Here is a 20,653-nt window from a genome sequence, read left to right on the forward strand (position 1 = left end):
TTTCATTTCTGCAGTTGGCCCCGCATTGGGTGGCCCTTGTAGACGCCGAGGATGCGCACCTTCTCGGAAAAGAAGCGCAGCTCCTCCAATGCACGCCGGACATTCGGATCGTTCGGGTGACCCTCAATGTCAGCATAGAACTGCGTTGCGACGAACTTGCCGCCGAGCTGATAGCTCTCCAGCTTGGTCATGTTGATGGTGTTGGTCGCAAAGCCGCCAAGCGCCTTGTAGAGTGCGGCCGGGATGTTTCGGACGTTGAAGACAAACGTCGTGACGAGCTTCTCCTCGGCCGAGCCGCGATGCGCCCATTCCTCGTCGCGTGAAAGGATGACGAAGCGGGTGACATTGTTTTCCGTGTCCTCGACATTCTCGGCAACGATGTCGAGACCGTAGAGATCGGCGGCAAGGCGCGGCGCCAGCGCCGCCATCGAGCGGTCCCCGGTTTCCTTGACGAGCTTTGCAGCACCTGCCGTGTCGCCAGCGATCACCGGCTTCCAGCCGTGCGAACGCACGATCTTGCGGCACTGCCCAAGGGCGTGGATGTGGCTGTGAACCGTGCGGATCTCATCCTTGGTGACGCCCGGGAGCACCATCAACTGGAAGCGGATCGGCATGAAATACTCGCCGATGATGTGCAGGCGCGACTCCGGCAGCAAGTGATGAATGTCGGCGACGCGGCCAGCGATCGTGTTCTCGATCGGGATCATTCCGATATCGGCATCGCCATTCTCGACCGCCACGAAGGCATCCTCGAACGTCTGGCACGGCAGCGGCTCCATGGTCGGAAACATGTCACGGCACGCCATGTCGGAGTTCGCGCCGAACTCACCCTGGAAGGCGATCCTGTTGGTGGTGATGTTCATGGAAAATCCGTCACTTCGTTCTTGCGGAGAGAATGCGCCGCGCCTTTTCAAGGTCGGCGGGAGTATCGACACCGAGCGGAACCGTGTCAACGATCTCGACATCGATGCGCATGCCGGCTTCCAGCGCGCGCAGCTGCTCCAGCGACTCGCGCTTTTCCAAGACCGATGGTCCGAGCGTAACGAAACGCTCCAAGGCCGAGCGGCGGTAAGCATAGAGGCCGATATGGTGATAAAGCGGTCCATCACCGTAGGGTGCCGTCGTGCGGGTGAAGTAGAGCGCCTTCAGGCGGCTTTCCGAGATCGGCGAGCCGACGACCTTGACGATATGCGGTGCCGTCTTGTCGGCCTCGTCCTCGATCTCGATCGTCAGTGTTGCGATGTCGACGCTCGGATCCTCCAGCGGGCGCAGCGCGGCGCGAACGGTTTCCGGCTCGATCGTCGGCAGATCGCCCTGCACGTTGACGACGAACTTGGCTTTCCCCTCCGGATCCACCTTCATGAGCGCCTCGTAAATGCGATCCGAACCGGACTGATGATCCTTGCTGGTCATGATGACTTCAAAGCCTGCCGCGGCCACGACATCATGGACCTGTTGGTCATCAACCGCGACAACGACGCGGCCAATTTCGGCTTCCTTCGCCCGCAGCGCCACCTGCACGATCATCGGCAGCCCGCAAATATCGGCGAGCGGCTTGCCTGGAAGACGGGTCGATGCCATGCGGGCCGGGATCAGCACGAGCACGTCATCTAAATTTGGACTGGTCATTGTTCGGGCCTTCTAAACCGGGCGGAAAGGTGTCAAAAAGTCTCACGCAACAGGCCATTTAGACTGTTGCAACGAATAGCCAAAAGACATAGGTTCCGCGCGATTTCAAGATGGTCCGGTTTTATGTCTGCCGGCTGCAAGGGGAGCATTGCAGATGAATTCATACGTGAATATGGCTGTGGGGGCACTGCTCGGAACGGTTTTCGTTCTGATGACCGTCTCCATCGCGTCGGAGGGAATTTTTCATTCGGAGAGCCCGGAGAAGGAAGGTTTCGCGATCGTCGCCGAAGAGGCCGCTGCCGCTGGTGGCGGCGAGGCCGCACCGGCTGCAGCCGTTCCGATCGCACAGCTACTTGCAAAGGCGGACGCCAAGGCTGGCGAGGCTGTTTTCAAGAAGTGTCAGGCCTGTCATGACGCGACCAAGGGGGGACCGAACAAGGTTGGTCCGAACCTCTTCGGTCTCGTCGATCGTCCGATCGCCACGCATGAAGGCTTTGCCTACTCGTCGGGCATGAAGGACTTCTCCAAGGGCGGCAGCGAGAAGTGGACCTTCGATCATCTGAACCACTTCCTGGCAGCACCGAAGAAGTACGTTGCCGGCACGGCAATGGGCTTTGCCGGTCTTCCGAAGGACACGGATCGCGCCAACGTCATCCTTTACCTTCACACGCTGGCCGATTCGCCGGTTCCGCTTCCGGATCCGAACGCACCGGATAGCGCGACGCAGTAAGTCGCTGCTCGGTTCCAGACGAAAATCGAAGCCCGGCTGACGCCGGGCTTTTTCTTTGCCTAGCCGCCGAGCAAAAAGGCCCAGAACGAAACGGAGATGGCGCCAAGCGCCGTCGTTAGCGTGATCGTCGAAGCTGCCAGGCTGTGGCCGACACCGAAACGGTTGGCGATCAGCCAGGCGTTGACGCCCGTTGGAACCGACGAAATCAGCACCAGGGCCGCCGTCCAGTCACTGGCAAGCCCGACCAGATGGCTCGCCGCCCAGACGCAGGCCGGCAACAGCAACAACTTGAAGGCGGAGGTGACGCTGGCGATGCCGGCGTTGCCTGAAATGCCGTATTTCTCAAGCGCCATGCCGAGCGAAATCAGCGCGACCGGCCCGGCGACACCGGCGATCTGATCGATTATGGCGCCTACCGGTCCCGGCATGGTGAGCCCTAACAGGTGCATGGCAGCACCGCCGGCCAAGCCGATCACCAGCGGGTTTTTGACGAGATTGTGGGCGATCTGGCGCACCACTTTGGCGATGCTGCGCTCCTTCTTGCCGGCGATCTTGTGCTCGGCGCGCTCCATCAGGATGGTTCCGATAATCATCATCACAGGCAGATGGACCGCGATCAGAATCGAGAGCGGCACGAGCCCCTTGTCACCGACCGTGCGCTGAACGAGCGGCAGTCCGATGAAGATGGTGTTGGCGAAGGCTGACGATACACCGGCAAGCACGCCAATGCGGTCATCGCGCCCGAAAAAGCGCGTCGCGGCGATATGGGCCGCGACCCAAGTCACTCCGACGCCCGAAAAATAGGCGATCCAGAGACGGAAGGGCGAGGCACCGTGAAAATCGGCGTTGGCGATCGTGCGGAACAACAACAGCGGCACGGCGATCTTGAAGACGAACTCGCTCAGCGCATCGCCGATCTCCGCCTTCATCAGCCGTATTTTCACGGTCAGCCAGCCGATAAGGATCATGATAAAGATGGGAAGGACGTCGAAGATGATGGCTGACATTCAATGCGGCTGCCTTGCGAGGGAATAAGCATGCCTAGCAGCAAAACGGCCGTGATGACAAACCGCCAAAACATAAAAGCAAAAAAAGCGGGCTCTGCCCGCTTTTCCGCATCCGGTCCTGCCGGATAGCCGGTCTGCAATGCTGCCAGTTCATCCGTGGTCAGCGTTACTCCGGTATCGTCGAAGGGCGTCATTCCCTTCTTCATTGGCTGCCGCTCGGAAGCCGCTCATGCCAATGTCATTGAGGATGCTTATAGGACGGGGAAATGACATGCGGATGACGGATTCCCGCTATATGAAATGCGAGGGACCACCAGCCGCACGCTTATAGGTGGGACGCAACCGTGTCGTCTTGGCATGCGCAAGCTCAGAAGTCGGCCACGGCCACCAGAGCAACGCGGTGTCCCGCTGTATTTTCAAATGCTCTTGTGCCCACGGGCAAAATCGTGCGATGTCCGATGCCGGCTGGGGAGACCAACATGGGGGTAAATTTTGCCAACAGGTAAAGTCAAGTGGTTCAACCAGGACAAGGGCTTCGGATTCATCACTCCGGATGACGGCGGAACCGACGTCTTTCTTCACATCACGGCCGCTCAACGAGGCGGGATCGACACCGTGAAAGAAGGAATGGGCATAGCGTTCGAAGTCGCGCAGGACCGTCGAACCGGCAGAACGTCTGCCGACAATGTCCGGCAAGTTTGAAAACGGTCAGTGCGGCCGAAGGGCCGCACTGACTCCGCCGCTCGGAGACGACATGAAGCGTACTTTGGCTGCCTGCCTCGTCATTCTCTTTGCCGCCGGGCCATCATTTGCCGATGACGCGAGTTCCAAACTTTCATTTTTTTACGACAGCTGCGTTTCCTCTGGCCCGGACTTCGAGCGCACGGCTGAGCGTGCGAAAGCCGACGAATGGCCTTCGATGGCAGAGGATATGGCGCTGACCTTCACCCCGATGGAGAATCCGGAAGCGCTGGAAGGATGGATCGTCAGCGGCGGCGAAGCTGAGAGCTTTCAAGCGCTGGTGGTCTCGCGGGCGGATGTCGGCGGCAAAACCGTCGAAGGCTGCACGGTGGCACTGGGGGACGTCGACGCGGATGTTTTCGAGAAAGCGCTGGTCGAGAAGGTGAACGCTGTCTCGGCGGGTGAAGAGCAAGGGCAGGATCGCGTTTACAAGCGATATACCGCCACCATCAACGGGCGCAGCGAGGCGATCACCTTGACGCTCCCGCTCTATGCAAAGGGTTCCGATCAGATCATCGCCAGCACCGTGGCAGAGCAGCAGATCGAACACTAGCTCGCCGCCGTCGGCCATGCGCCCTTATCAGATGATATGAGATTTTAATGTCGGAGGCCCGTCGTCCGAATGGAACGGCTATGGCTTTGTCCGCATCCTGTGACGACAGGTCACGAACCCCGGCCGCCCGTCGAGGGCATATTCACGTGCCCTGTTTGCCAACCAGCAGGAAACGTACATGCATCCCCAAAGGAAGCCATTTGTCGTGGAGATCAAGAAAACACGTCGTCTTTTTCCAGGGTCGCCATCAAAAAGCGACTTTCATTTGGAGAAAGCCAGCCCCGACGACGAAAAGCGCGCCCGCGAGGCTGCGCAGGGCACACGACCAAACGACGAAAGATAGTAAATTAGGATGGTAAGCAGGAACCTCCCCCATGAGTATTTCTTCCTCAACGGCGCACTTTCCGACGGACCGGTTATCGGCCATATCGACGGCACACCGATCCCCGCTCGCGTAGTCGACACCAGGGGCAGCCGCTATCGTTTTGTTGGAATTGCCCGTCGTGATCGACGTGGCAGGCTCGATGTCACTGCCTTGCGCAAGAACGAGTGGCTCGTAAAGCCCGACCTGATCTATGCTGCCGCTGCTTGAGACGCGCCTTTTGAACGCCGCGGTCACGGGGGGGCGGCCGGCGACATTTGACCCGTCACAGTGCATTTTTGCGATGAGATAGACGGCCCAGCGGCATTTCCGCTTCCCATGCGGCGAAAATTCGCTAAGACCGGTCACCGGCTATCACCTAACCCGGGACCTTCCCTTTCATGACCAAATTCGATGTTCTGACTGTCGGCAACGCGATCGTCGATATCATCGCGCGTTGCGACGACCAGTTCCTCATTGACAATGAGATCACCAAGGCCGCGATGAACCTCATCGATGCCGAGCGCGCAGAACTTCTCTATGCGCGCATGGGACCGGCGGTGGAGGCCTCCGGCGGCAGCGCCGGCAACACGGCCGCGGGTGTGGCGAGCTTCGGCGGCAAGGCCGCCTATTTCGGCAAGGTCGCGGAAGACCAGCTCGGCGAAATCTTCGCGCACGATATCCATGCGCAGGGTGTTCACTATCAGACACAGCCGAAGGGGACATTCCCGCCGACCGCGCGCTCGATGATCTTCGTCACCGAAGACGGCGAACGCTCGATGAATACCTACCTCGGCGCCTGCGTCGAGCTCGGGCCCGAAGACGTCGAGGCCGATGTCGTCGCCCAGTCCAAGGTCACCTATTTCGAAGGCTACCTCTGGGATCCGCCGCGCGCCAAGGAAGCGATCCGCGAATGCGCCCGTATCGCCCACGAGAACGGCCGTGAGATGTCGATGACGCTTTCCGACAGCTTCTGCGTCAACCGCTATCGCGGCGAATTCCTCGACCTGATGCGCTCCGGCACCGTCGACATCGTCTTCGCCAATCGTCAGGAAGCGCTGGCGCTCTATGAAACCGACGACTTCGAAGAAGCGCTGATCCTTATCGCCAAGGACTGCAAGATCGCGGCCGTAACGATGAGCGAGAACGGCGCCGTGATTCTCAAGGGCAGCGAGCGCTTCTACGTGGATGCTATCAAGATCAGGGAACTGGTCGACACCACAGGCGCGGGCGATCTCTTTGCCGCCGGCTTCCTCTATGGCTACACACAGGGTCGGACGCTGGAAGACTGCGGCAAGCTCGGCTGCCTCGCGGCTGGCATCGTGATCCAGCAGATCGGCCCGCGGCCGATGAAGTCGCTGGCCGAGGCCGGCAAGCAGGCGAACCTTATTTAAAGGCTTCGCCTGGATAAGCGCCCCAGATTTCCGACTGCGCCACCCATCCTTCGGCGCCGTCTATCTTGGCAAAGCACCAGTCGCCATTGCACTCGCCGATGTTCATCATGACGCCGGGCTCGAGCTTGGCGACGACGCTTGCCGACGGCTGGGCATCGCGGCGCATGTTGACGTAGACAGACTTACCCTTGCCCTTCATCCACGGGGCGGCGATTGCCGCACGCGAGCCCGACAGCAGCGATTGGTTGACCCAACCCTCGGTGCCGTCGGCATCGCGGATCTGGCGCCAGTTGTCGTATTCCTGAATGATTTCGACCGGCAGGCCGGCCTTCAGATACATCCATGAGGCCGCATAGTCGGTGCCAGGGCCGATGCGCAGGTTGACGCGCTTGGACTTGAGCGTGACGAAGCGCGGCAGCGGCAGGCCACTCGGTCCCTTTGCAGCCTGTGCGGAGGCCATTTCAGCCGTTCCCGCAGAAAGCACGAAACCGATCGCAAGGGCGAGGCAAGATTTCAGGACTTTGCTATGCATGGGACTTCCGTTTGCTCAGAGGAGGGCAGGACTGCTGCCTGATTCCGGGAATTCGACATTCCTGCGCACGCTGAGCGAGTTTTGTTTGTCTTCGCGCGCGGGTCTGGTAGAAATTCCCCGGAACGGGAAAATTATCCCGCGTCTTGGTTAAGGACCTCTGAACAAGTTAGCGCCGGCGCACATGACGACGAAGAAAAAACCGAAGGTCTACATCACGCGGAAGCTGCCCGATGCGGTCGAGACGCGCATGCGCGAACTCTTCGACGCGGAACTCAATATCGACGATGCACCGCGCTCCAAAGCCGAGCTGATCGCCGCCGTCAAAAGCGCCGACGTGCTCGTTCCGACCGTCACCGACCGGATCGATGCCACGGTGATCGAGGAGGCCGGGCCGCAGCTGAAATTGATCGCCAGCTTCTCGAACGGCACCGATCACATCGACGTCGAGGCGGCGGCTCGCAAAGGCATCACCGTCACCAATACGCCGAACGTGCTGACCGAAGACACCGCCGACATGACCATGGCGCTGATCCTCGCCGTTCCACGCCGCTTGGGTGAAGGCGCGCGGGTGCTGACCGACCATCCCGGCGAGTGGCCCGGCTGGTCGCCGACCTGGATGCTCGGGCGACGGATCCACGGCAAGCGCATCGGCATCGTCGGCATGGGGCGGATCGGGACCGCCGTTGCGCGCCGCGCCAAGGCTTTCGGCCTCTCGATCCACTATCACAACCGCAAGCGCGTCAACCCGGCGACCGAAGATGAGCTGGAGGCGACCTACTGGGAGAGCCTCGACCAGATGCTCGCCCGCGTCGACATCGTTTCTGTCAATTGCCCCTCGACACCGGCAACGTTCCATCTGTTGTCGGCCCGCCGTCTGGCGCTGCTGCAGCCGACGGCCTACCTCGTCAACACCGCCCGCGGCGACGTGATCGACGAAGCGGCACTGATCAAGAGTCTGCGGGAGGGAAAGCTGGCGGGCGCCGGTCTCGACGTCTTCGAGAATGAACCGGCGGTCAATCCGAAGCTCGTCAAGCTCGCAAATGAAGGCAAGGTCGTACTTTTGCCGCACATGAGCTCGGCGACGATCGAAGGCCGCATCGACATGGGCGACAAGGTGATCATCAACATCCGCACCTTTATCGATGGCCATCGCCCGCCGAACCGCGTGCTGCCGGGCCGCTAGGCCGGAACAGGCTTGCGCATCTCGATCGATGTCGTCCTGGTGAATCCGGGATGGGCATTTTCAGCAGTCTTCTCAAATCCCCAGCGGATAAAGACATCGTGGTTTTCGACAAGCTCGATGCGCGTTTCGAGCCTCAGTGATGGCAGGGAGTGGGACCGCGCCACCTCTTCCGAGACCGCCAGCAGCCGACGGCCGATACCCCGGCCCTGCGCGTCGGGCGCGATCGCCAGCTTGCCGACATAGAGGCAGGCTTCTTCTGGTCGCAGAAAGACGCAGCCACATAAAGCATCGCCTTCCATTGCCGCATAGGCGATTTCAGAACGCGCCTTATCGGCAAGCGTCGTCGGCGTGAGCTTCAAGGCGGAGGATGGCGGATCGATCCGGTCGTTCATATAGGCGAACGACGACAGGACTAGCGCCAGCAACTCCTCCCAGCGTTGAAAGTCTTCATCGATCCGAATGATGTTCATGACGCCGGGCTCTGTTTCTGGCGACGCCTCTTGTAGCGGATCGTGTCGAAGCGGGCGGCAAGCGCATCATAGAGCAGCAGCCGTCCAATCAGCGGTTCGCCCGTGCCGGTGACGAGCTTGATCGCTTCCATTGCCATCAGCGTGCCGATCACGCCGGTCAGCGCACCGATGATGCCGGTCTCCGCACAGGCCGGGATCAGACCCGCCGGCGGCTTCTCGGGGAAGAGATCGCGATAGGTTGGGTTCGGTGTGCCATCCTCCACCGTTTCGTAGGGCTTGAGCACTGTGATGGAGCCATCGAAGCGACCAACCGCGCCTGTCACCAAGGGGATTTGCGCAGTCTCGGCAGCGTCGGCCGCCGTATAGCGCGTATCAAAATTGTCGGAGCCGTCGATCAGCAGATCGAAGCCTGAGAGATGGCGGCGCGCCGTGTCAGGCGAGAAGCGCTCTTCGAAGCGGATCACGTTGACGTGCGGGTTCAACCTTGCAATCGCTAAGGCGGCGCTCTGCGTCTTCAGTTCGCCGATCGTGCCGGAATCGTGGATCACCTGCCGCTGCAGGTTGGAAAGCGAAACGCGGTCGTCATCGGCGATACCGAGCGTGCCGACGCCGGCGGCTGCGAGATATTGCAGGACCGGCGCTCCCAGCCCACCGGCACCGATGACAAGCACGCGGGCGGATTTCAGTTTCTGCTGGCCTGCGCCACCGATCTCGGGAAGCAGGATATGGCGCTGATACCGCGCGATTTCTTCCGGGCTGAGCGGTTCCATGGGCGCGATGCTAGCATGGCCTTTGGTTGAGGAGGAAGCGGCATCGGTCATTCGAAAACCTTTCCATCGGCGACGGTGAAGAATTGCGCGCGCTCGCCGAGAGCGGAAAACATGGCGCAGTCCGTGCCTGTCATGAAGGCCTGGCCGCCGAGCGCGTCAATGAGGTCGAAAAGCGCAGCACGCCTGCCTTCGTCGAGATGCGCGGCAATCTCATCAAGCAAGAGAATCGGCGCATGGCCCGTGAGATTAGCCACCAGACGGGCATGGGCAAGAATCAGTCCGACCAGCAGCGCCTTCTGCTCGCCGGTGGAACAGCGCGATGCTTCCATCTGCTTTTGCCGGTGGCAGACAAGCAGATCTGCGCGATGGGGGCCGTCGAGCGTGCGGCCGGCCGCGGCATCGCGGTAGCGGCTCTCGGCAAGCATAGCCGCATAGTCATCCTCAAGATCAACGGCGGGGCGCGAGACCTGACCATCCATAAAGCCCGCAAGCTCCAGCGCAGCGGCGGGAAAGGGCGAGGTTTCGCGCGTCTCGTCGATGAGGCGGGCAAGAAGACCGAGCATCTCCTGGCGTGCCATCGCCATGGCAATGCCGAGGCTTGCCATCTGCTGTTCGAGGCCGGAGAGCCAGGCGGGATCGAAGCGACGCTCGTCGAGCAGCTTGTTGCGGCTGCGCATGGCGCGCTCGAAATCGCTGGCACGGCGGCCATGGGCCGGATCGAGCGACAGCACGAGCCGATCAAGGAAACGGCGGCGCTCGGACGAACCACCGGTGAAGAGGCCATCCATCGAGGGCGTCAGCCACAGGAGACGGAGATGGTCGGTCAGTTCATCGGCCGACTTTGCAGGCGTGCCGTTGATCCGCAGGCGGCGGGAAATGCTGTCGTCGGTGGTATCGACACCCGTGCCGATTTCCACCTCGCCTTCTATGCCATCGAGCTCCGCGAAGATCGAAAATCCGGCCGTCGCACCGACACGGGTGACATCGCCATAGGTGGCACGACGCAGGCCGCGGCCCGGCGACAGGAAGGATACGGCCTCCATCAGATTGGTCTTGCCGGCGCCATTGTCCCCCGTCAGCACCACATGCCGACCGTCGAGCGACAGCGAGACAGACGCATAGTTGCGAAAGTCGGTCAGCTTGAGACGGGACAGGGAGACCTTGTGCGGCATTCGATATCCGGATTCGTGGTGCCCGAGAGCTAAGCGCAACGGGGCCGGATGGCAAGGGTGCGGGTGTAGTCGGGATGCCGATGATGCATGGGTGCGCACCTGGATATTGGCCACATGACCGGAGAATCGTATGATGACGTCGAGGTTGGGGGGACTTCGATGAGACGTTTGACGAAAACACGGATGGCAATCGGCGGTGTGGCGGTCTTGTTGGTCGCCTATCTGCTTGTCACTTATTTCCTCATTCCCGAAATATGGATCCATCGCGACGCCAGCCGTATTGCGGAATTCGGTCCAATGGTGACGACCACCAAGCAGGATATTCCCGGCGACCCCATCAATGTTGGGCTCGTCGGTTCGAAGGAGAACGTGCTTCGGGCATTTGCATCGGCTGGGTGGGACCCGGCCGACAAGATCACGCTGTGGACATCAGCCGAAATCGGCTTGAGCGTCGTGCTCGATCGGCCCGACCTCGACGCTCCCGTGAGCCCATTGCTGTTCGAGGGCCGCCAGCAGGATCTGGCATTTGAAAAGGCCGTGGGCAAGAGCGCCGACGAGCGCCACCACGTCCGTTTCTGGCAAACCAAGAGCAGCGGTGCAGATGGGCAACCGCTGTGGCTTGGATCGGCGAGTTTTGATCGCGGGGTAGGCTTCAGCCACGATACCGGCCAGATCACCCATCACATCGCGCCTGATGTCGACGCTGAGCGAGATCTTGTTATCGGCGATCTTCAGGCAGCCGGGCAATTGTCGTCGACTTACGAGATCGCGGGCATCGGCGCCACGAGGACCGGCCGCAACGGTGGCGGCGATCCCTATTTCACCGATGGAAAGGCGCTGATCGGCGTGCTGCGCGCTGTCGGCGCCCCTTAACGCGCTTCGCCTCGCGCACCTTCATCGTCGCCAATTTGCGGTTCCAAATAGCGTCGAATAGTTGAAAAATGCGGGCCGAATCGCGAGAGGTGCGCCGTTGAAGATAGCCGCAGCACAGACCATCGTTTCGCCTGACATTACCGCGAATGGCCGAACAATCCGGAGCATGATTGCGGCCACCGCTGCTGATGGCGCGCGGGTCATCAATTTCTGCGAAGGCGCACTTTCGGGATATTCGAAATCGCAGATCCTGCATCCCGAGGACTGGGCCAGCTTCGATTGGCGGCAGCAGGAGGCCGAGCTTCGGGCAATCGCCGATCTCTGTGGTGATCTTCGCATCTTTGCGGTTGTCGGCGGAGCACATCGGCTGGCGGAGGGCTACCCCCCGCACAACAGCCTGTATGTCTTTTCCGAAACCGGAGCGCTGCTTACCCGCTATGACAAGAGGTTTCTGTCGAACAGCGAACTTGGCGGCTGGTACTCTCCCGGCACCGCGCCGATCACTTTCGATATCAACGGCTACCGATTCGGTTGCGCGATCTGCATCGAAGCTACCTTTCCGGAGGTATTCCAGGAGTATGCCAATCTCGGCGTCGATGCCGTGCTCTTCTCCTCCTATGGCATTCCCGAATATTTCCAGGTTGCGCTGCGCGCGCATGCGGGGCTGAACTGCATCTGGATCGGCGCTGCAACGCCGGTGCAGAAGGCCGCCAAGGGGCCGGCCAGCATCATCGGCCCGGATGGAAAATGGGTGGCGCAGTGTGCTGCCACTCCCGAACCAGGCCTGGCAACCGCGGTGTTGAACCGAGACGACCCGGCATACGACATTCCGCTGCAGAAGGCCCGACCGTGGCGCCTCAAGGCGCGACAGGGTGATATCTATCGCGAGAGGATGGCGGACGATCCCCGAAGCGAAGACAGAAGCGGCTACTGACGCGCAATGCTGCCTTGCGTCGCGGTCCCTTCATCTCGAGACGCAGATGGCCTATATGAGCGCTGTCGCGGATTGCGACGCGCCGGAGTTGACGATGGATACAGAAATTCAGGGCCGCGCGGCACATGTCGCCGCCATACGCGAGCGTGCCGAAGCCGAGATGAAGGCGATGGGCGTCGACGAGGCGTTCATCGATCGGTTGGTCGAGACGTTCTACGCCCGTGTGCTGCAGCATGCGACGCTTGGACCCGTGTTTGATGCCCGGCTTTCCGGCCGCTGGTCCGACCATATGCAGAAGATGAAGAGCTTCTGGTCATCAATTGCCTTTCGCAACGGCGCTTATGGCGGCAAGCCGGTGCAGGCGCACACGGGCGTCGCGAACCTGACGCCCGATCTCTTCCCGCAATGGCTGGCACTGTTTTCCGCGACGCTCAGCGATATCGCGCCGAACCCTGAGGCCAAGGCCTGGTTCATGACGACCGCTGAACGCATCGCCAAGAGCCTGACGCTATCGCTGTTCTACAATCCAGCACTCGACGCGCCCCAGGCCAAACCCGCCTGAGCGCCACTTCAGGCGACACGCTTGTAGAAAAATGTGGTGGCGCAGAGGCCGCCCTCCGGCCACAGCGCATAATCCGGGATGACACCGACCGGCTCCCAGCCCAGCCTGGGGTAGATCGCCTCGGCATCGCTGCCGGTTGCCGTGTCAAGCACGAGGAGCGTCTTGCCGCGGACGGCGGCTTCTCGTTCCGCAGCATCCATCAGCAGACGTGCAAGGCCCTTGCCCCGGGCCGAGCGATGCACCAATAGCTTCTTCAGATCGCCGCGATGCGGCTGATTCGGCATCTGTGCGGCACCGACCTGCACCGTGCCAACGGCTCTGCCGTCGATCTCCGCCACGAGGAGCAGCGTTGCACCGGACGCGACGGCATCGGCGACGCCCTGCCAGTAAGGCTCGGCATCCGCGTTCCCATAAGGCTGCATGAAGCCGACCGAGGCGCCGCCGTTGACGCAATCGGTCAGCACGTCGCAGAGGTCGGGGATCGCCGCACGGGCTTCTGCCGCATCAAGAAGGCGGATCGTAGCTGTCATCACTTTTTCTCCTGAAATGAATTAGCGCCCGCGCCGATCGAGTACGACGCAATAGCGGGCGGGAATGTTGCCGGGGTTATGAAAAACATGGCCTTCGCCGACCGGCAAGAACAGGCAGTCGCCAGGCAGCAGTCGGTAGACGGTGTCGCCCGTCGTCATTTCCATTTCGCCATCGAACAGCCAGACATGCTGTGTCATGCCGTTGCTGGCTGCGTGCGGCGGGAAACTAACGCGACCGCCTGGCGGGAATTCGACATCGACGATATCGACAGACGAAGCGGCTCCCGGCGGGGAGACGGAGCGCCTGACGTAACCGGTCTCCGGATCCCGCCAGACCTGCTGGTCCTGACGGCGCGACAGCGGCGAGACCTCGCCGTCCTCGGCAAAGAAGGCCGACAGCGACAGGCCGAGCGCTGCGCAAATCCTGGCGAGGAGCGGGGCCGTCGGGCTCGCTTCGCCGCGCTCGATGCGGGAGATCATCGCCCGGCTGACGCCGGAGGCGTTGGCCAGGTCTTCCAGCGTCAAATTCCGCTCGATCCGCAGTCTGCGGATGCGAAGGCCGATCGCCGTTTCGAGTTCTTGTTCCATCATTGGATCCGATTTTCTATTATAATAGACTTTCACGATCTGATAATAGAATCAAGTATCATGTTTCGGTCCGCGAAACGGCGACTTATCGTAAACGAACCCCTGCTTTTCCGCTTTGCGGCAAGGGTCGGCGCTGCTATATGGCGCGCATGAGCACCAATTCGACGACTCCGCTTTCCCATATCCGCAATTTCTCGATCGTGGCCCACATCGACCACGGCAAATCGACGCTTGCCGACCGCCTGATCCAATCGACCGGCGGCCTGGCAGAGCGCGAGATGTCCGAGCAGGTGCTTGACAACATGGATATCGAGCGCGAGCGCGGCATCACCATCAAGGCCCAGACGGTGCGTCTGCACTACAAGGCCAAGGATGGCGAGACCTATATCCTGAATTTGATCGACACGCCCGGACACGTCGACTTCGCCTATGAGGTCTCGCGCTCGCTCTCGGCCTGCGAAGGTTCGCTGCTCGTCGTTGACGCCAGCCAAGGCGTGGAAGCCCAGACGCTCGCCAACGTCTACCAGGCGATCGACAACAACCACGAGCTTGTCACCGTCCTCAACAAGATCGACCTGCCAGCCGCCGAACCTGATCGCATCAAGGAACAGATCGAGGAAGTGATCGGTATCGATGCCTCGGAAGCCGTGTTGATTTCGGCAAAGACCGGCCTCGGCATCCCCGATGTCCTCGAGGCAATCGTTCAGAAGTTGCCGGCGCCGAAGAGCCCCGGCGGTGAAAAGGCACCTCTGAAGGCGCTGCTCGTTGACAGCTGGTACGACACCTATCTCGGCGTCATGGTCCTCGTCCGCGTCATCGACGGCGTGCTGACCAAGGGCCAGACGATCCGCATGATGGGCACGGACGCCAAGTACCAGGTGGAACGCGTCGGCGTGCTGACGCCAAAGATGGTCAATGTCGACAGTCTCGGGCCTGGCGAAATCGGCTTCATCACCGCCTCCATCAAGGAAGTGGCCGATACGCGCGTCGGCGATACCATCACCGAGGACAAGCGCCCAACGACGCAGGCCTTGCCGGGCTTCAAGCCGGCACAACCGGTCGTGTTCTGCGGTCTCTTCCCCGTCGATGCCGCGGATTTCGAGGATCTGCGCGCGGCGATGGGCAAGCTTCGCCTGAATGATGCCTCCTTCTCCTTCGAAATGGAATCATCGGCCGCACTCGGCTTCGGCTTCCGTTGCGGCTTCCTTGGCCTGCTGCACCTTGAGATCATCCAGGAACGCCTTGAGCGCGAATTCGACCTCGACCTGATCGCCACTGCGCCTTCGGTCGTCTACCAGCTGACGATGACCGACGGCAGCGAGCGCGAACTGCACAATCCGGCTGACATGCCCGATGTCGTCAAGATCGACGAGATCCGCGAGCCCTGGATCAAGGCGACGATCATGACGCCTGATGATTACCTCGGCGGCATTCTCAAGCTCTGCCAGGATCGTCGCGGCATCCAGACGGAACTCACCTATGTCGGCACCCGCGCAATGGTGACCTACGAGTTGCCGCTCAATGAAGTTGTCTTCGACTTCTACGACCGGCTGAAGTCGATTTCGAAGGGCTACGCCTCCTTCGACTATCACCTCGAAGGCTACCGCGAAGGTAACCTCGTCAAGCTGTCGATCCTCGTCAATGGAGAGCCTGTCGATGCGCTCTCCATGCTCGTCCACCGCGCGTCTGCCGAGAAGCGTGGCCGCGACATGTGCGAGCGGCTGAAGGAACTGATCCCGAAGCACATGTTCAAGATCCCAATCCAGGCAGCGATCGGCGGCAACGTGATTGCCCGCGAGACCATCTCGGCGCTGCGCAAGGACGTGACGGCCAAGTGCTACGGCGGCGACGCCACCCGAAAGCGCAAACTTCTGGACAAGCAGAAGGAAGGCAAGAAGCGCATGCGCCAGTTCGGAAAGGTGGAGATTCCACAGGAAGCCTTCATCGCCGCGCTCAAGATGGGCGACGAATAAAAGCATCATTTTCAGCCCGGCCGGCGCACGACGCATGGCCGGGCTTTTTGATCCTGCGCTGCCTCAACTGCAGGCCATGTATTCCTTCACCAGCCCTTGATAGGCGTCCATCGACGGCAGCGCCTCGTAGCTGCGGACCGCGCCGGTTTCGGCGAAGGGCAGTTTTTCGCGGGTCCAGGTCTCGATGAACGGCCGGAACCAGCGCGGATCGTCCAGCATCGTCGGACGCAGGTTGACGAACCAATCCATCCCGTCCGATCGCGTGAACATCCAGGTCATGCAGTGGCCGCAGAAATAGTGGTGCGCCTCGACGCCGTGCAGCCCACCGATGACGGGCTCTCCTTCGGTGATTTCGAAGGCCTCCGCCGGGATCGCGGCACTCAGCGAAAAGGCGCTCGACGACATCTTCTGGCACCCTGTGCAATGGCACGCCATGGTCAAAAGCGGCTTGGCGCGGATCTTCAATCGCACGCGGCCGCATCGGCAGCCACCGGTCCAAGGTAGATTTACTTCGGTCATCGCGACCTCCCTTCGTCATGCTCAATCTAGCGGCAGGCGGCGCGGCGTCAAACTGTCGGCTGCAGGCAAACCGGCATCGCCTCCTAGGAATCGGAAAGCCATGATCGCGCGGATATTCGCGCCACTGGCAGCGACCAAGCGATAGCGACCTTTGGATCGAGTGCACACTGGCCCACCTCCGCACCGGCCCGCTTGTCGACCAGAATCAACGCACCGTTTTCCGTCAGCGTCTGCAAGCCACGGGCGAAGACCGGTGCCACCTAATCCAGTCGTTCCCCGAAATCGCGGGACAACGCAGCATTTCAAAAACAGACGGCGGCAAGATGTCGCAAACGAGCCTATCCGTCATTGAATAGTCAACGTAATTCGCCGCAAAGGCATCAAAAGATGAGCCGGCTACCCTCGGTATCTGCAATCATTGATTGAATGCATTGAAGCTTGCCCATCGTACGAAACGGCACAGCACGGGCGAAATCCCTCCTTCTGCGGCAGGCCGGGCGGCTACAGACTAGAAATTTTCGCGGCGGCAAGGAGTGTCGCTCGCTGCTTCATTTGGGGACTTGCAACGGCAGGCCTTTACGATAGGTTGTGCGCTGACCTGAACGTAACTGGTCATGGGAACAAACGACTAATAAAGGCGAAAAGCCTAGAAAGGTGGCCCCCATATGAACTTTCTCACGAAAAAATTCCTGGCTTCAGCCGTGCTTGGCTCACTGCTGGCCGTGACCGCGCACGCCGCGACACTCAACATCCACAATGGCGGCGACCCGCAGTCCCTCGACCCGCAGAAGCTGTCGAGCGACTATGAGAACCGCATTGCTGGCGACATCTTCGAGGGCCTCGTCACCGAAGACCCGAAGGACGATCCGATCCCGGGACAGGCTGAAAGCTGGACCGTCTCGCAGGACGGCAAGGTTTATACCTTCAAGCTTCGCGACGGCATCAAGTGGTCGGATGGGCAGCCGGTGACGGCCGGCGACTTCGTCTTCGCCTTCCAGCGCCTTGTCGATCCGAAGAACGCCGCGGAATACGCCTATCTGCAATTCACCATCAAGAACGCGGAAAAGATCAACAAGGGCGAAATCACCGATTTCAGCCAGCTCGGCGTCAAGGCGATCGACGACAAGACGCTCGAGATCACGCTTGAGAACCCGACCCCCTATTTCATCAATTCGCTGATGCACTACACCGCCTATCCGCTGCCGAAGCATGTGGTTGAAGCCAAGGGCAATGACTGGGTGAAGATCGGCAACATCGTCACCAACGGCCCGTACAAGCCGACCGAGTGGATTCCGGGCGCGTCCGTCACGACAGTCAAGAACGACCAGTACTACGGCGAGAAGGACCTGAAGATCGATGGCGTGAAGTTCTTCACGCTCGAGGATCAGGAAGCGGCTCTGAAGCGCTTTCGCGCCGGCGAATTCGACATCATGACCGACTTCCCGACGGATCAGTATGAATGGATGAAGAAGAACCTGCCGGGCCAGGCCCATGTCACGCCGTTCCTCGCCAGCTACTACTACGTCCTCAACGCCACGAAGCCGCCGTTCGACGACAAGCGCGTTCGTCAGGCCCTCTCGATGGCCGTCAACCGTGAAGTCATCGGCCCGAAGATCCTCGGCACCGGCGAACTGCCGGCCTATTCCTGGGTACCGCCGGGCACCGCGAATTATGGTGAGCCGGCCTATGTGAGCTGGAAGGACATGCCCTACAAGGAAAAGGTGGAAGAGGCGAAAAAACTGCTCAAGGAAGCAGGCTTCGGACCTGACCACCCGCTGAAGGCACAGCTCCGCTACAACACCAATGACAACCACAAGCGCGTAGCTGTGGCGATCGCCTCGATGTGGAAGCCGCTCGGCGTACAGATCGAGCTCTACAACACCGAAACCAAGGTCCACTATGACGAGATGCAGCACGGTCAGGTCGAAATCGGCCGCGCAGGCTGGATCGCGGACTACAACGATCCTGATAACTTCCTGGGTCTACTCGTTTCCGGCGTTTCGATGAACTATGGCCGCTGGAGCAATGCCGACTTCGACAAGCTCGTCAAGGAAGCGAACGCTCAAACCGACCTGAAGAAGCGCGCCGAAATCTTCAAGCAGGCCGAACAGCTTGCGCTCGACGACAGCGCCGCCATTCCGCTTTATTACTATGTCTCGAAGAACGTGGTCTCGCCGAAGGTCCAGGGCTTCGTCGACAATATTCAGGACATCCATCGCACGCGCTGGCTGTCGGTCAAAGAATAAGGAACACCGGCCCTTCCCGCTGAATGTGGGAAGGGCCGATCCACGACCATGATCAAATATGCACTCCGTCGCCTGCTGTCGACGATCCCCGTGATGTGGATCGCCGTGACACTCAGCTTTTTTGTCTTGCGCCTTGCTCCCGGCGGCCCGTTCGATGGCGAGAGGCCATTGCCGCCGGTGATCCTGAAGAACCTCGCGGCTCACTACAATCTCGACAAGCCGCTGATCGAACAATACCTGATCTACGTCTTCGACGTGTTGAAGGGTGATCTAGGCCCGTCGTTCGCCAACGAAGATTTCAGCGTTGCCCAGCAAATCATGATCGGCGTGCCTTACACGTTCACGATCGGGGGCCTCGCCTTCATTTTTGCCATCCTTATCGGCGTGACAGTCGGCTGTCTTGGGGCACTTTATCAGAATAAAGCGCCTGACTACCTCCTCGGGCTGCTCGTTCTCGTTGGCCTCGTTCTTCCGAACTTTCTGATTGCGCCTATCCTGCAGCTGGTCTTCGGTATCCATCTCGGCTGGCTGCCTGTCGGCGGATGGGGTGACGGCTCGTTCCGCTATCTCGTCATTCCGATCGTTGTGCTGGCTTTGCCACATGCGGGCCGCATCTCGCGCATGACCCGCGGCTCGATGATCGAGGTGATGAACCAGAACTACATCCGGACCGCCAAGGCCAAGGGCATCGGCCCACGGCTAACCGTTATTCGTCACGCGCTAAAGCCCGCCATGATGCCTGTCGTTTCCTATCTCGGTCCGGCGGCAAGTTACCTTCTCACCGGCTCGCTGGTTGTCGAGAGCATCTTCGGACTGCCGGGCATCGGCCGCTACTTCGTCAACGCAGCGCTGAACCGCGACTACGGCATGGTTCTCGGCACGGTCATCTTCTACATGGTGCTGATCGTCTTTCTGAACCTTCTCGTCGACATTGCCTATGCATGGCTCGATCCGAAAGTGAGAAACCGATGATCCTCAATCCAGCAAAGAGAGAGCTGCTCGCGGCCGAGCTTCTCGAGGCCGAAGGGCTTTCGCACAAGAGCCGCTCGCTGACCAGCGATGCGCTGCGTCGTCTCTCCCGCAACAAGGCAGCAGTCGTCGCCATCATCGTGTTGCTGCTCCTGATACTGGTCGCATTCATCGGCCCGTACCTGATCCCGTTCGACTACGAGGAACCGGATTGGGCGGCGTTTCGCATGCCGCCGGATATGGAAAGCGGCCATTATTTCGGAACAGATCCAAATGGCCGCGACCTGCTTGCGCGCGTGCTCTACGGCACCCGCGTCTCGCTTGCGGTTGCGGCAACTGCCACGATCGTTTCGGTGGTCATCGGGGTGCTCTATGGAGCGATCTCCGGATACATCGGCGGCAGACTCGACGCGCTCATGATGCGCTTCGTCGATATCATGTATGCGCTGCCTTACATCCTCTTCGTCATCCTGCTGATGGTGGTGTTCGGCCGAAACGTCTACCTGCTTTTTGCGGCAATCGGCGCGCTGGAGTGGCTGACCATGGCTCGCATCGTGCGCGGGCAAACACTCTCGATAAAGCAGCGCGAGTTCATCGAGGCGGCACGTGCATCCGGCCAGAAACCGTTCAAGATCATCCTCAAGCACATCATTCCGAACCTGGTCGGCCCAGTGGTGATTTTCGCCGCGTTGACCGTTCCTGAAATCATCGCGACCGAAAGCTTCCTGTCCTACCTCGGCTTCGGTGTTCAGGAACCGCTGACATCACTCGGGACGCTGATCGCCGAGGGCACCGACGCCATGGAAAGCATGCCGTGGCTCTTGGCCTTCCCGGCCTGCTTCCTCGTCGCCCTGCTGATGAGCCTGCTTTTCATCGGCGACGGCCTGCGCGATGCGTTCGACCCGAAGGATCGATAG

24 protein-coding genes are annotated in these 20,653 nt (G+C 60.5%); 13 read left to right on the plus strand and 11 right to left on the minus strand.

Annotated elements, in window-relative coordinates:
• Nucleotides 1-2: 2 nt before the first annotated feature.
• Both IB248_RS08415 and IB248_RS08420 read right to left on the minus strand, forming a co-directional pair.
• Nucleotides 3-863, minus strand: a complete 861-nt coding sequence (locus tag IB248_RS08415; RefSeq protein ID WP_018859768.1) for a prephenate dehydratase — start codon at nucleotides 861-863, stop codon at nucleotides 3-5.
• 10 nt (nucleotides 864-873) lie between these two features.
• Nucleotides 874-1,629: a 3-deoxy-manno-octulosonate cytidylyltransferase gene (locus IB248_RS08420; protein ID WP_018859767.1), complete on the minus strand. Its 756-nt coding sequence runs from the start codon at nucleotides 1,627-1,629 to the stop codon at nucleotides 874-876.
• A 154-nt stretch (nucleotides 1,630-1,783) separates the two neighbouring features.
• Between IB248_RS08420 and IB248_RS08425 the strand changes: the two genes are divergently transcribed.
• Nucleotides 1,784-2,359, plus strand: a complete 576-nt coding sequence (locus IB248_RS08425) for a cytochrome c family protein (protein ID WP_018859766.1) — start codon at nucleotides 1,784-1,786, stop codon at nucleotides 2,357-2,359.
• Nucleotides 2,360-2,418: 59 nt separating this feature from the next.
• On the opposite strand, the gene IB248_RS08430 is transcribed toward IB248_RS08425, so the two are convergent.
• Nucleotides 2,419-3,366, minus strand: coding sequence for an AEC family transporter (locus IB248_RS08430; RefSeq protein ID WP_113471376.1), 948 nt, complete (start codon nucleotides 3,364-3,366; stop codon nucleotides 2,419-2,421).
• Complete coding sequence (locus IB248_RS08435; RefSeq protein WP_156828811.1) at nucleotides 3,324-3,560, minus strand: hypothetical protein; 237 nt, start codon at nucleotides 3,558-3,560, stop codon at nucleotides 3,324-3,326. The genes IB248_RS08430 and IB248_RS08435 overlap by 43 nt, the downstream gene beginning before the upstream one ends.
• Nucleotides 3,561-3,858: 298 nt before the next feature.
• Here IB248_RS08435 and IB248_RS08440 point away from each other — a divergent pair, with 298 nt between their 5' ends.
• The 4 genes from IB248_RS08440 (at nucleotide 3,859) to IB248_RS08455 (ending at nucleotide 6,415) form a co-directional block, all read left to right on the plus strand.
• Nucleotides 3,859-4,068, plus strand: coding sequence for a cold-shock protein (locus IB248_RS08440; RefSeq protein ID WP_018859764.1), 210 nt, complete (start codon nucleotides 3,859-3,861; stop codon nucleotides 4,066-4,068).
• A gap of 52 nt (nucleotides 4,069-4,120) precedes the next feature.
• A complete protein-coding gene (locus IB248_RS08445) occupies nucleotides 4,121-4,660 on the plus strand; it encodes a hypothetical protein (RefSeq protein ID WP_018859763.1) in 540 nt (179 codons plus the stop codon).
• A 352-nt stretch (nucleotides 4,661-5,012) separates the two neighbouring features.
• Nucleotides 5,013-5,252: a hypothetical protein gene (locus IB248_RS08450; RefSeq protein WP_083929923.1), complete on the plus strand. Its 240-nt coding sequence runs from the start codon at nucleotides 5,013-5,015 to the stop codon at nucleotides 5,250-5,252.
• A gap of 170 nt (nucleotides 5,253-5,422) precedes the next feature.
• Nucleotides 5,423-6,415, plus strand: a complete 993-nt coding sequence (locus IB248_RS08455) for an adenosine kinase (RefSeq protein WP_018859761.1) — start codon at nucleotides 5,423-5,425, stop codon at nucleotides 6,413-6,415.
• On the opposite strand, the gene IB248_RS08460 is transcribed toward IB248_RS08455, so the two are convergent.
• Nucleotides 6,408-6,947, minus strand: a complete 540-nt coding sequence (locus IB248_RS08460) for an SH3 domain-containing protein (RefSeq protein ID WP_018859760.1) — start codon at nucleotides 6,945-6,947, stop codon at nucleotides 6,408-6,410. The two genes, IB248_RS08455 and IB248_RS08460, sit on opposite strands and share 8 nt — an antisense overlap.
• Nucleotides 6,948-7,128: 181 nt before the next feature.
• Here IB248_RS08460 and IB248_RS08465 point away from each other — a divergent pair, with 181 nt between their 5' ends.
• On the plus strand, nucleotides 7,129-8,130 hold the full coding sequence (locus IB248_RS08465; protein ID WP_018859759.1) for a D-glycerate dehydrogenase: 1,002 nt from the start codon (nucleotides 7,129-7,131) through the stop codon (nucleotides 8,128-8,130).
• Here the strand turns inward: IB248_RS08465 and IB248_RS08470 are convergent.
• The 3 genes from IB248_RS08470 to recF are packed head-to-tail and all read right to left on the minus strand — an operon-like array spanning nucleotide 8,127 to nucleotide 10,542.
• Entirely contained in the window at nucleotides 8,127-8,600 is a 474-nt protein-coding gene (locus IB248_RS08470) for a GNAT family N-acetyltransferase (RefSeq protein WP_025659715.1), read from the minus strand. The two genes, IB248_RS08465 and IB248_RS08470, sit on opposite strands and share 4 nt — an antisense overlap.
• Nucleotides 8,597-9,421: a molybdopterin-synthase adenylyltransferase MoeB gene (locus IB248_RS08475; RefSeq protein WP_192240701.1), complete on the minus strand. Its 825-nt coding sequence runs from the start codon at nucleotides 9,419-9,421 to the stop codon at nucleotides 8,597-8,599. Before IB248_RS08475 ends, IB248_RS08470 begins: the two co-directional genes overlap by 4 nt.
• Nucleotides 9,418-10,542 (minus strand): DNA replication/repair protein RecF, encoded by a 1,125-nt coding sequence (recF, locus tag IB248_RS08480; protein WP_192240702.1) that lies wholly within the window; start codon nucleotides 10,540-10,542, stop codon nucleotides 9,418-9,420. Before recF ends, IB248_RS08475 begins: the two co-directional genes overlap by 4 nt.
• Nucleotides 10,543-10,701: 159 nt before the next feature.
• On the opposite strand from recF, the gene IB248_RS08485 reads away from it, so the two are divergent.
• The 3 genes from IB248_RS08485 to IB248_RS08495 all read left to right on the plus strand — a co-directional run bounded on the left by IB248_RS08485 (nucleotide 10,702) and on the right by IB248_RS08495 (nucleotide 12,911).
• Nucleotides 10,702-11,415, plus strand: a complete 714-nt coding sequence (locus IB248_RS08485) for an LssY C-terminal domain-containing protein (protein WP_192240703.1) — start codon at nucleotides 10,702-10,704, stop codon at nucleotides 11,413-11,415.
• Between the two features lie 97 nt (nucleotides 11,416-11,512).
• Nucleotides 11,513-12,349, plus strand: a complete 837-nt coding sequence (locus IB248_RS08490) for a carbon-nitrogen hydrolase family protein (protein WP_192240704.1) — start codon at nucleotides 11,513-11,515, stop codon at nucleotides 12,347-12,349.
• Between the two features lie 94 nt (nucleotides 12,350-12,443).
• Nucleotides 12,444-12,911, plus strand: a complete 468-nt coding sequence (locus tag IB248_RS08495) for a truncated hemoglobin (RefSeq protein WP_026372130.1) — start codon at nucleotides 12,444-12,446, stop codon at nucleotides 12,909-12,911.
• Nucleotides 12,912-12,919: 8 nt separating this feature from the next.
• Here IB248_RS08495 and IB248_RS08500 read toward each other — a convergent pair whose 3' ends face one another.
• Both IB248_RS08500 and IB248_RS08505 read right to left on the minus strand, forming a co-directional pair.
• Entirely contained in the window at nucleotides 12,920-13,441 is a 522-nt protein-coding gene (locus IB248_RS08500) for a GNAT family N-acetyltransferase (RefSeq protein WP_018859752.1), read from the minus strand.
• A gap of 21 nt (nucleotides 13,442-13,462) precedes the next feature.
• The gene (locus IB248_RS08505) at nucleotides 13,463-14,029 is read right to left on the minus strand and encodes an XRE family transcriptional regulator (protein ID WP_169679558.1); all 567 of its coding nucleotides are present in this window, start codon (nucleotides 14,027-14,029) and stop codon (nucleotides 13,463-13,465) included.
• Between the two features lie 140 nt (nucleotides 14,030-14,169).
• Between IB248_RS08505 and lepA the strand changes: the two genes are divergently transcribed.
• A complete protein-coding gene (gene lepA, locus IB248_RS08510) occupies nucleotides 14,170-16,002 on the plus strand; it encodes a translation elongation factor 4 (RefSeq protein ID WP_018859750.1) in 1,833 nt (610 codons plus the stop codon).
• 63 nt (nucleotides 16,003-16,065) lie between these two features.
• Here the strand turns inward: lepA and IB248_RS08515 are convergent, their stop codons facing one another.
• Nucleotides 16,066-16,521, minus strand: coding sequence for a GFA family protein (locus tag IB248_RS08515; protein WP_018859749.1), 456 nt, complete (start codon nucleotides 16,519-16,521; stop codon nucleotides 16,066-16,068).
• Between the two features lie 665 nt (nucleotides 16,522-17,186).
• On the opposite strand from IB248_RS08515, the gene IB248_RS08520 reads away from it, so the two are divergent.
• From IB248_RS08520 to IB248_RS08530, 3 genes are read left to right on the plus strand one after another with little or no spacing between them, the layout of a single operon-like run.
• Complete coding sequence (locus tag IB248_RS08520; RefSeq protein ID WP_018859747.1) at nucleotides 17,187-18,767, plus strand: peptide ABC transporter substrate-binding protein; 1,581 nt, start codon at nucleotides 17,187-17,189, stop codon at nucleotides 18,765-18,767.
• Between the two features lie 48 nt (nucleotides 18,768-18,815).
• Nucleotides 18,816-19,739, plus strand: coding sequence for an ABC transporter permease subunit (locus IB248_RS08525; protein WP_018859746.1), 924 nt, complete (start codon nucleotides 18,816-18,818; stop codon nucleotides 19,737-19,739).
• Nucleotides 19,736-20,653: an ABC transporter permease subunit gene (locus IB248_RS08530; RefSeq protein ID WP_062375524.1), complete on the plus strand. Its 918-nt coding sequence runs from the start codon at nucleotides 19,736-19,738 to the stop codon at nucleotides 20,651-20,653. The genes IB248_RS08525 and IB248_RS08530 overlap by 4 nt, the downstream gene beginning before the upstream one ends.

The organism is Rhizobium sp. RHZ01, assembly GCF_014851595.1.
GTDB classification, from domain to species: Bacteria; Pseudomonadota; Alphaproteobacteria; order Rhizobiales; family Rhizobiaceae; genus Rhizobium; species Rhizobium altiplani.

What these genes read in the sequence shown, in the direction of transcription:
- IB248_RS08415 (WP_018859768.1), bottom strand. Translation starts at nt 863, where the DNA reads ATGAACATCACCACCAACAGGATCGCCTTCCAGGGTGAGTTCGGCGCG.
- IB248_RS08420 (WP_018859767.1), bottom strand. Translation starts at nt 1,629, where the DNA reads ATGACCAGTCCAAATTTAGATGACGTGCTCGTGCTGATCCCGGCCCGC.
- IB248_RS08425 (WP_018859766.1), top strand. Translation starts at nt 1,784, where the DNA reads ATGAATTCATACGTGAATATGGCTGTGGGGGCACTGCTCGGAACGGTT.
- IB248_RS08430 (WP_113471376.1), bottom strand. Translation starts at nt 3,366, where the DNA reads ATGTCAGCCATCATCTTCGACGTCCTTCCCATCTTTATCATGATCCTT.
- IB248_RS08435 (WP_156828811.1), bottom strand. Translation starts at nt 3,560, where the DNA reads ATGACGCCCTTCGACGATACCGGAGTAACGCTGACCACGGATGAACTG.
- IB248_RS08445 (WP_018859763.1), top strand. Translation starts at nt 4,121, where the DNA reads ATGAAGCGTACTTTGGCTGCCTGCCTCGTCATTCTCTTTGCCGCCGGG.
- IB248_RS08450 (WP_083929923.1), top strand. Translation starts at nt 5,013, where the DNA reads ATGGTAAGCAGGAACCTCCCCCATGAGTATTTCTTCCTCAACGGCGCA.
- IB248_RS08455 (WP_018859761.1), top strand. Translation starts at nt 5,423, where the DNA reads ATGACCAAATTCGATGTTCTGACTGTCGGCAACGCGATCGTCGATATC.
- IB248_RS08460 (WP_018859760.1), bottom strand. Translation starts at nt 6,947, where the DNA reads ATGCATAGCAAAGTCCTGAAATCTTGCCTCGCCCTTGCGATCGGTTTC.
- IB248_RS08465 (WP_018859759.1), top strand. Translation starts at nt 7,129, where the DNA reads ATGACGACGAAGAAAAAACCGAAGGTCTACATCACGCGGAAGCTGCCC.
- IB248_RS08470 (WP_025659715.1), bottom strand. Translation starts at nt 8,600, where the DNA reads ATGAACATCATTCGGATCGATGAAGACTTTCAACGCTGGGAGGAGTTG.
- IB248_RS08475 (WP_192240701.1), bottom strand. Translation starts at nt 9,421, where the DNA reads ATGACCGATGCCGCTTCCTCCTCAACCAAAGGCCATGCTAGCATCGCG.
- recF (WP_192240702.1), bottom strand. Translation starts at nt 10,542, where the DNA reads ATGCCGCACAAGGTCTCCCTGTCCCGTCTCAAGCTGACCGACTTTCGC.
- IB248_RS08485 (WP_192240703.1), top strand. Translation starts at nt 10,702, where the DNA reads ATGAGACGTTTGACGAAAACACGGATGGCAATCGGCGGTGTGGCGGTC.
- IB248_RS08495 (WP_026372130.1), top strand. Translation starts at nt 12,444, where the DNA reads ATGGATACAGAAATTCAGGGCCGCGCGGCACATGTCGCCGCCATACGC.
- IB248_RS08500 (WP_018859752.1), bottom strand. Translation starts at nt 13,441, where the DNA reads ATGACAGCTACGATCCGCCTTCTTGATGCGGCAGAAGCCCGTGCGGCG.
- IB248_RS08505 (WP_169679558.1), bottom strand. Translation starts at nt 14,029, where the DNA reads ATGGAACAAGAACTCGAAACGGCGATCGGCCTTCGCATCCGCAGACTG.
- lepA (WP_018859750.1), top strand. Translation starts at nt 14,170, where the DNA reads ATGGCGCGCATGAGCACCAATTCGACGACTCCGCTTTCCCATATCCGC.
- IB248_RS08515 (WP_018859749.1), bottom strand. Translation starts at nt 16,521, where the DNA reads ATGACCGAAGTAAATCTACCTTGGACCGGTGGCTGCCGATGCGGCCGC.
- IB248_RS08520 (WP_018859747.1), top strand. Translation starts at nt 17,187, where the DNA reads ATGAACTTTCTCACGAAAAAATTCCTGGCTTCAGCCGTGCTTGGCTCA.
- IB248_RS08525 (WP_018859746.1), top strand. Translation starts at nt 18,816, where the DNA reads ATGATCAAATATGCACTCCGTCGCCTGCTGTCGACGATCCCCGTGATG.
- IB248_RS08530 (WP_062375524.1), top strand. Translation starts at nt 19,736, where the DNA reads ATGATCCTCAATCCAGCAAAGAGAGAGCTGCTCGCGGCCGAGCTTCTC.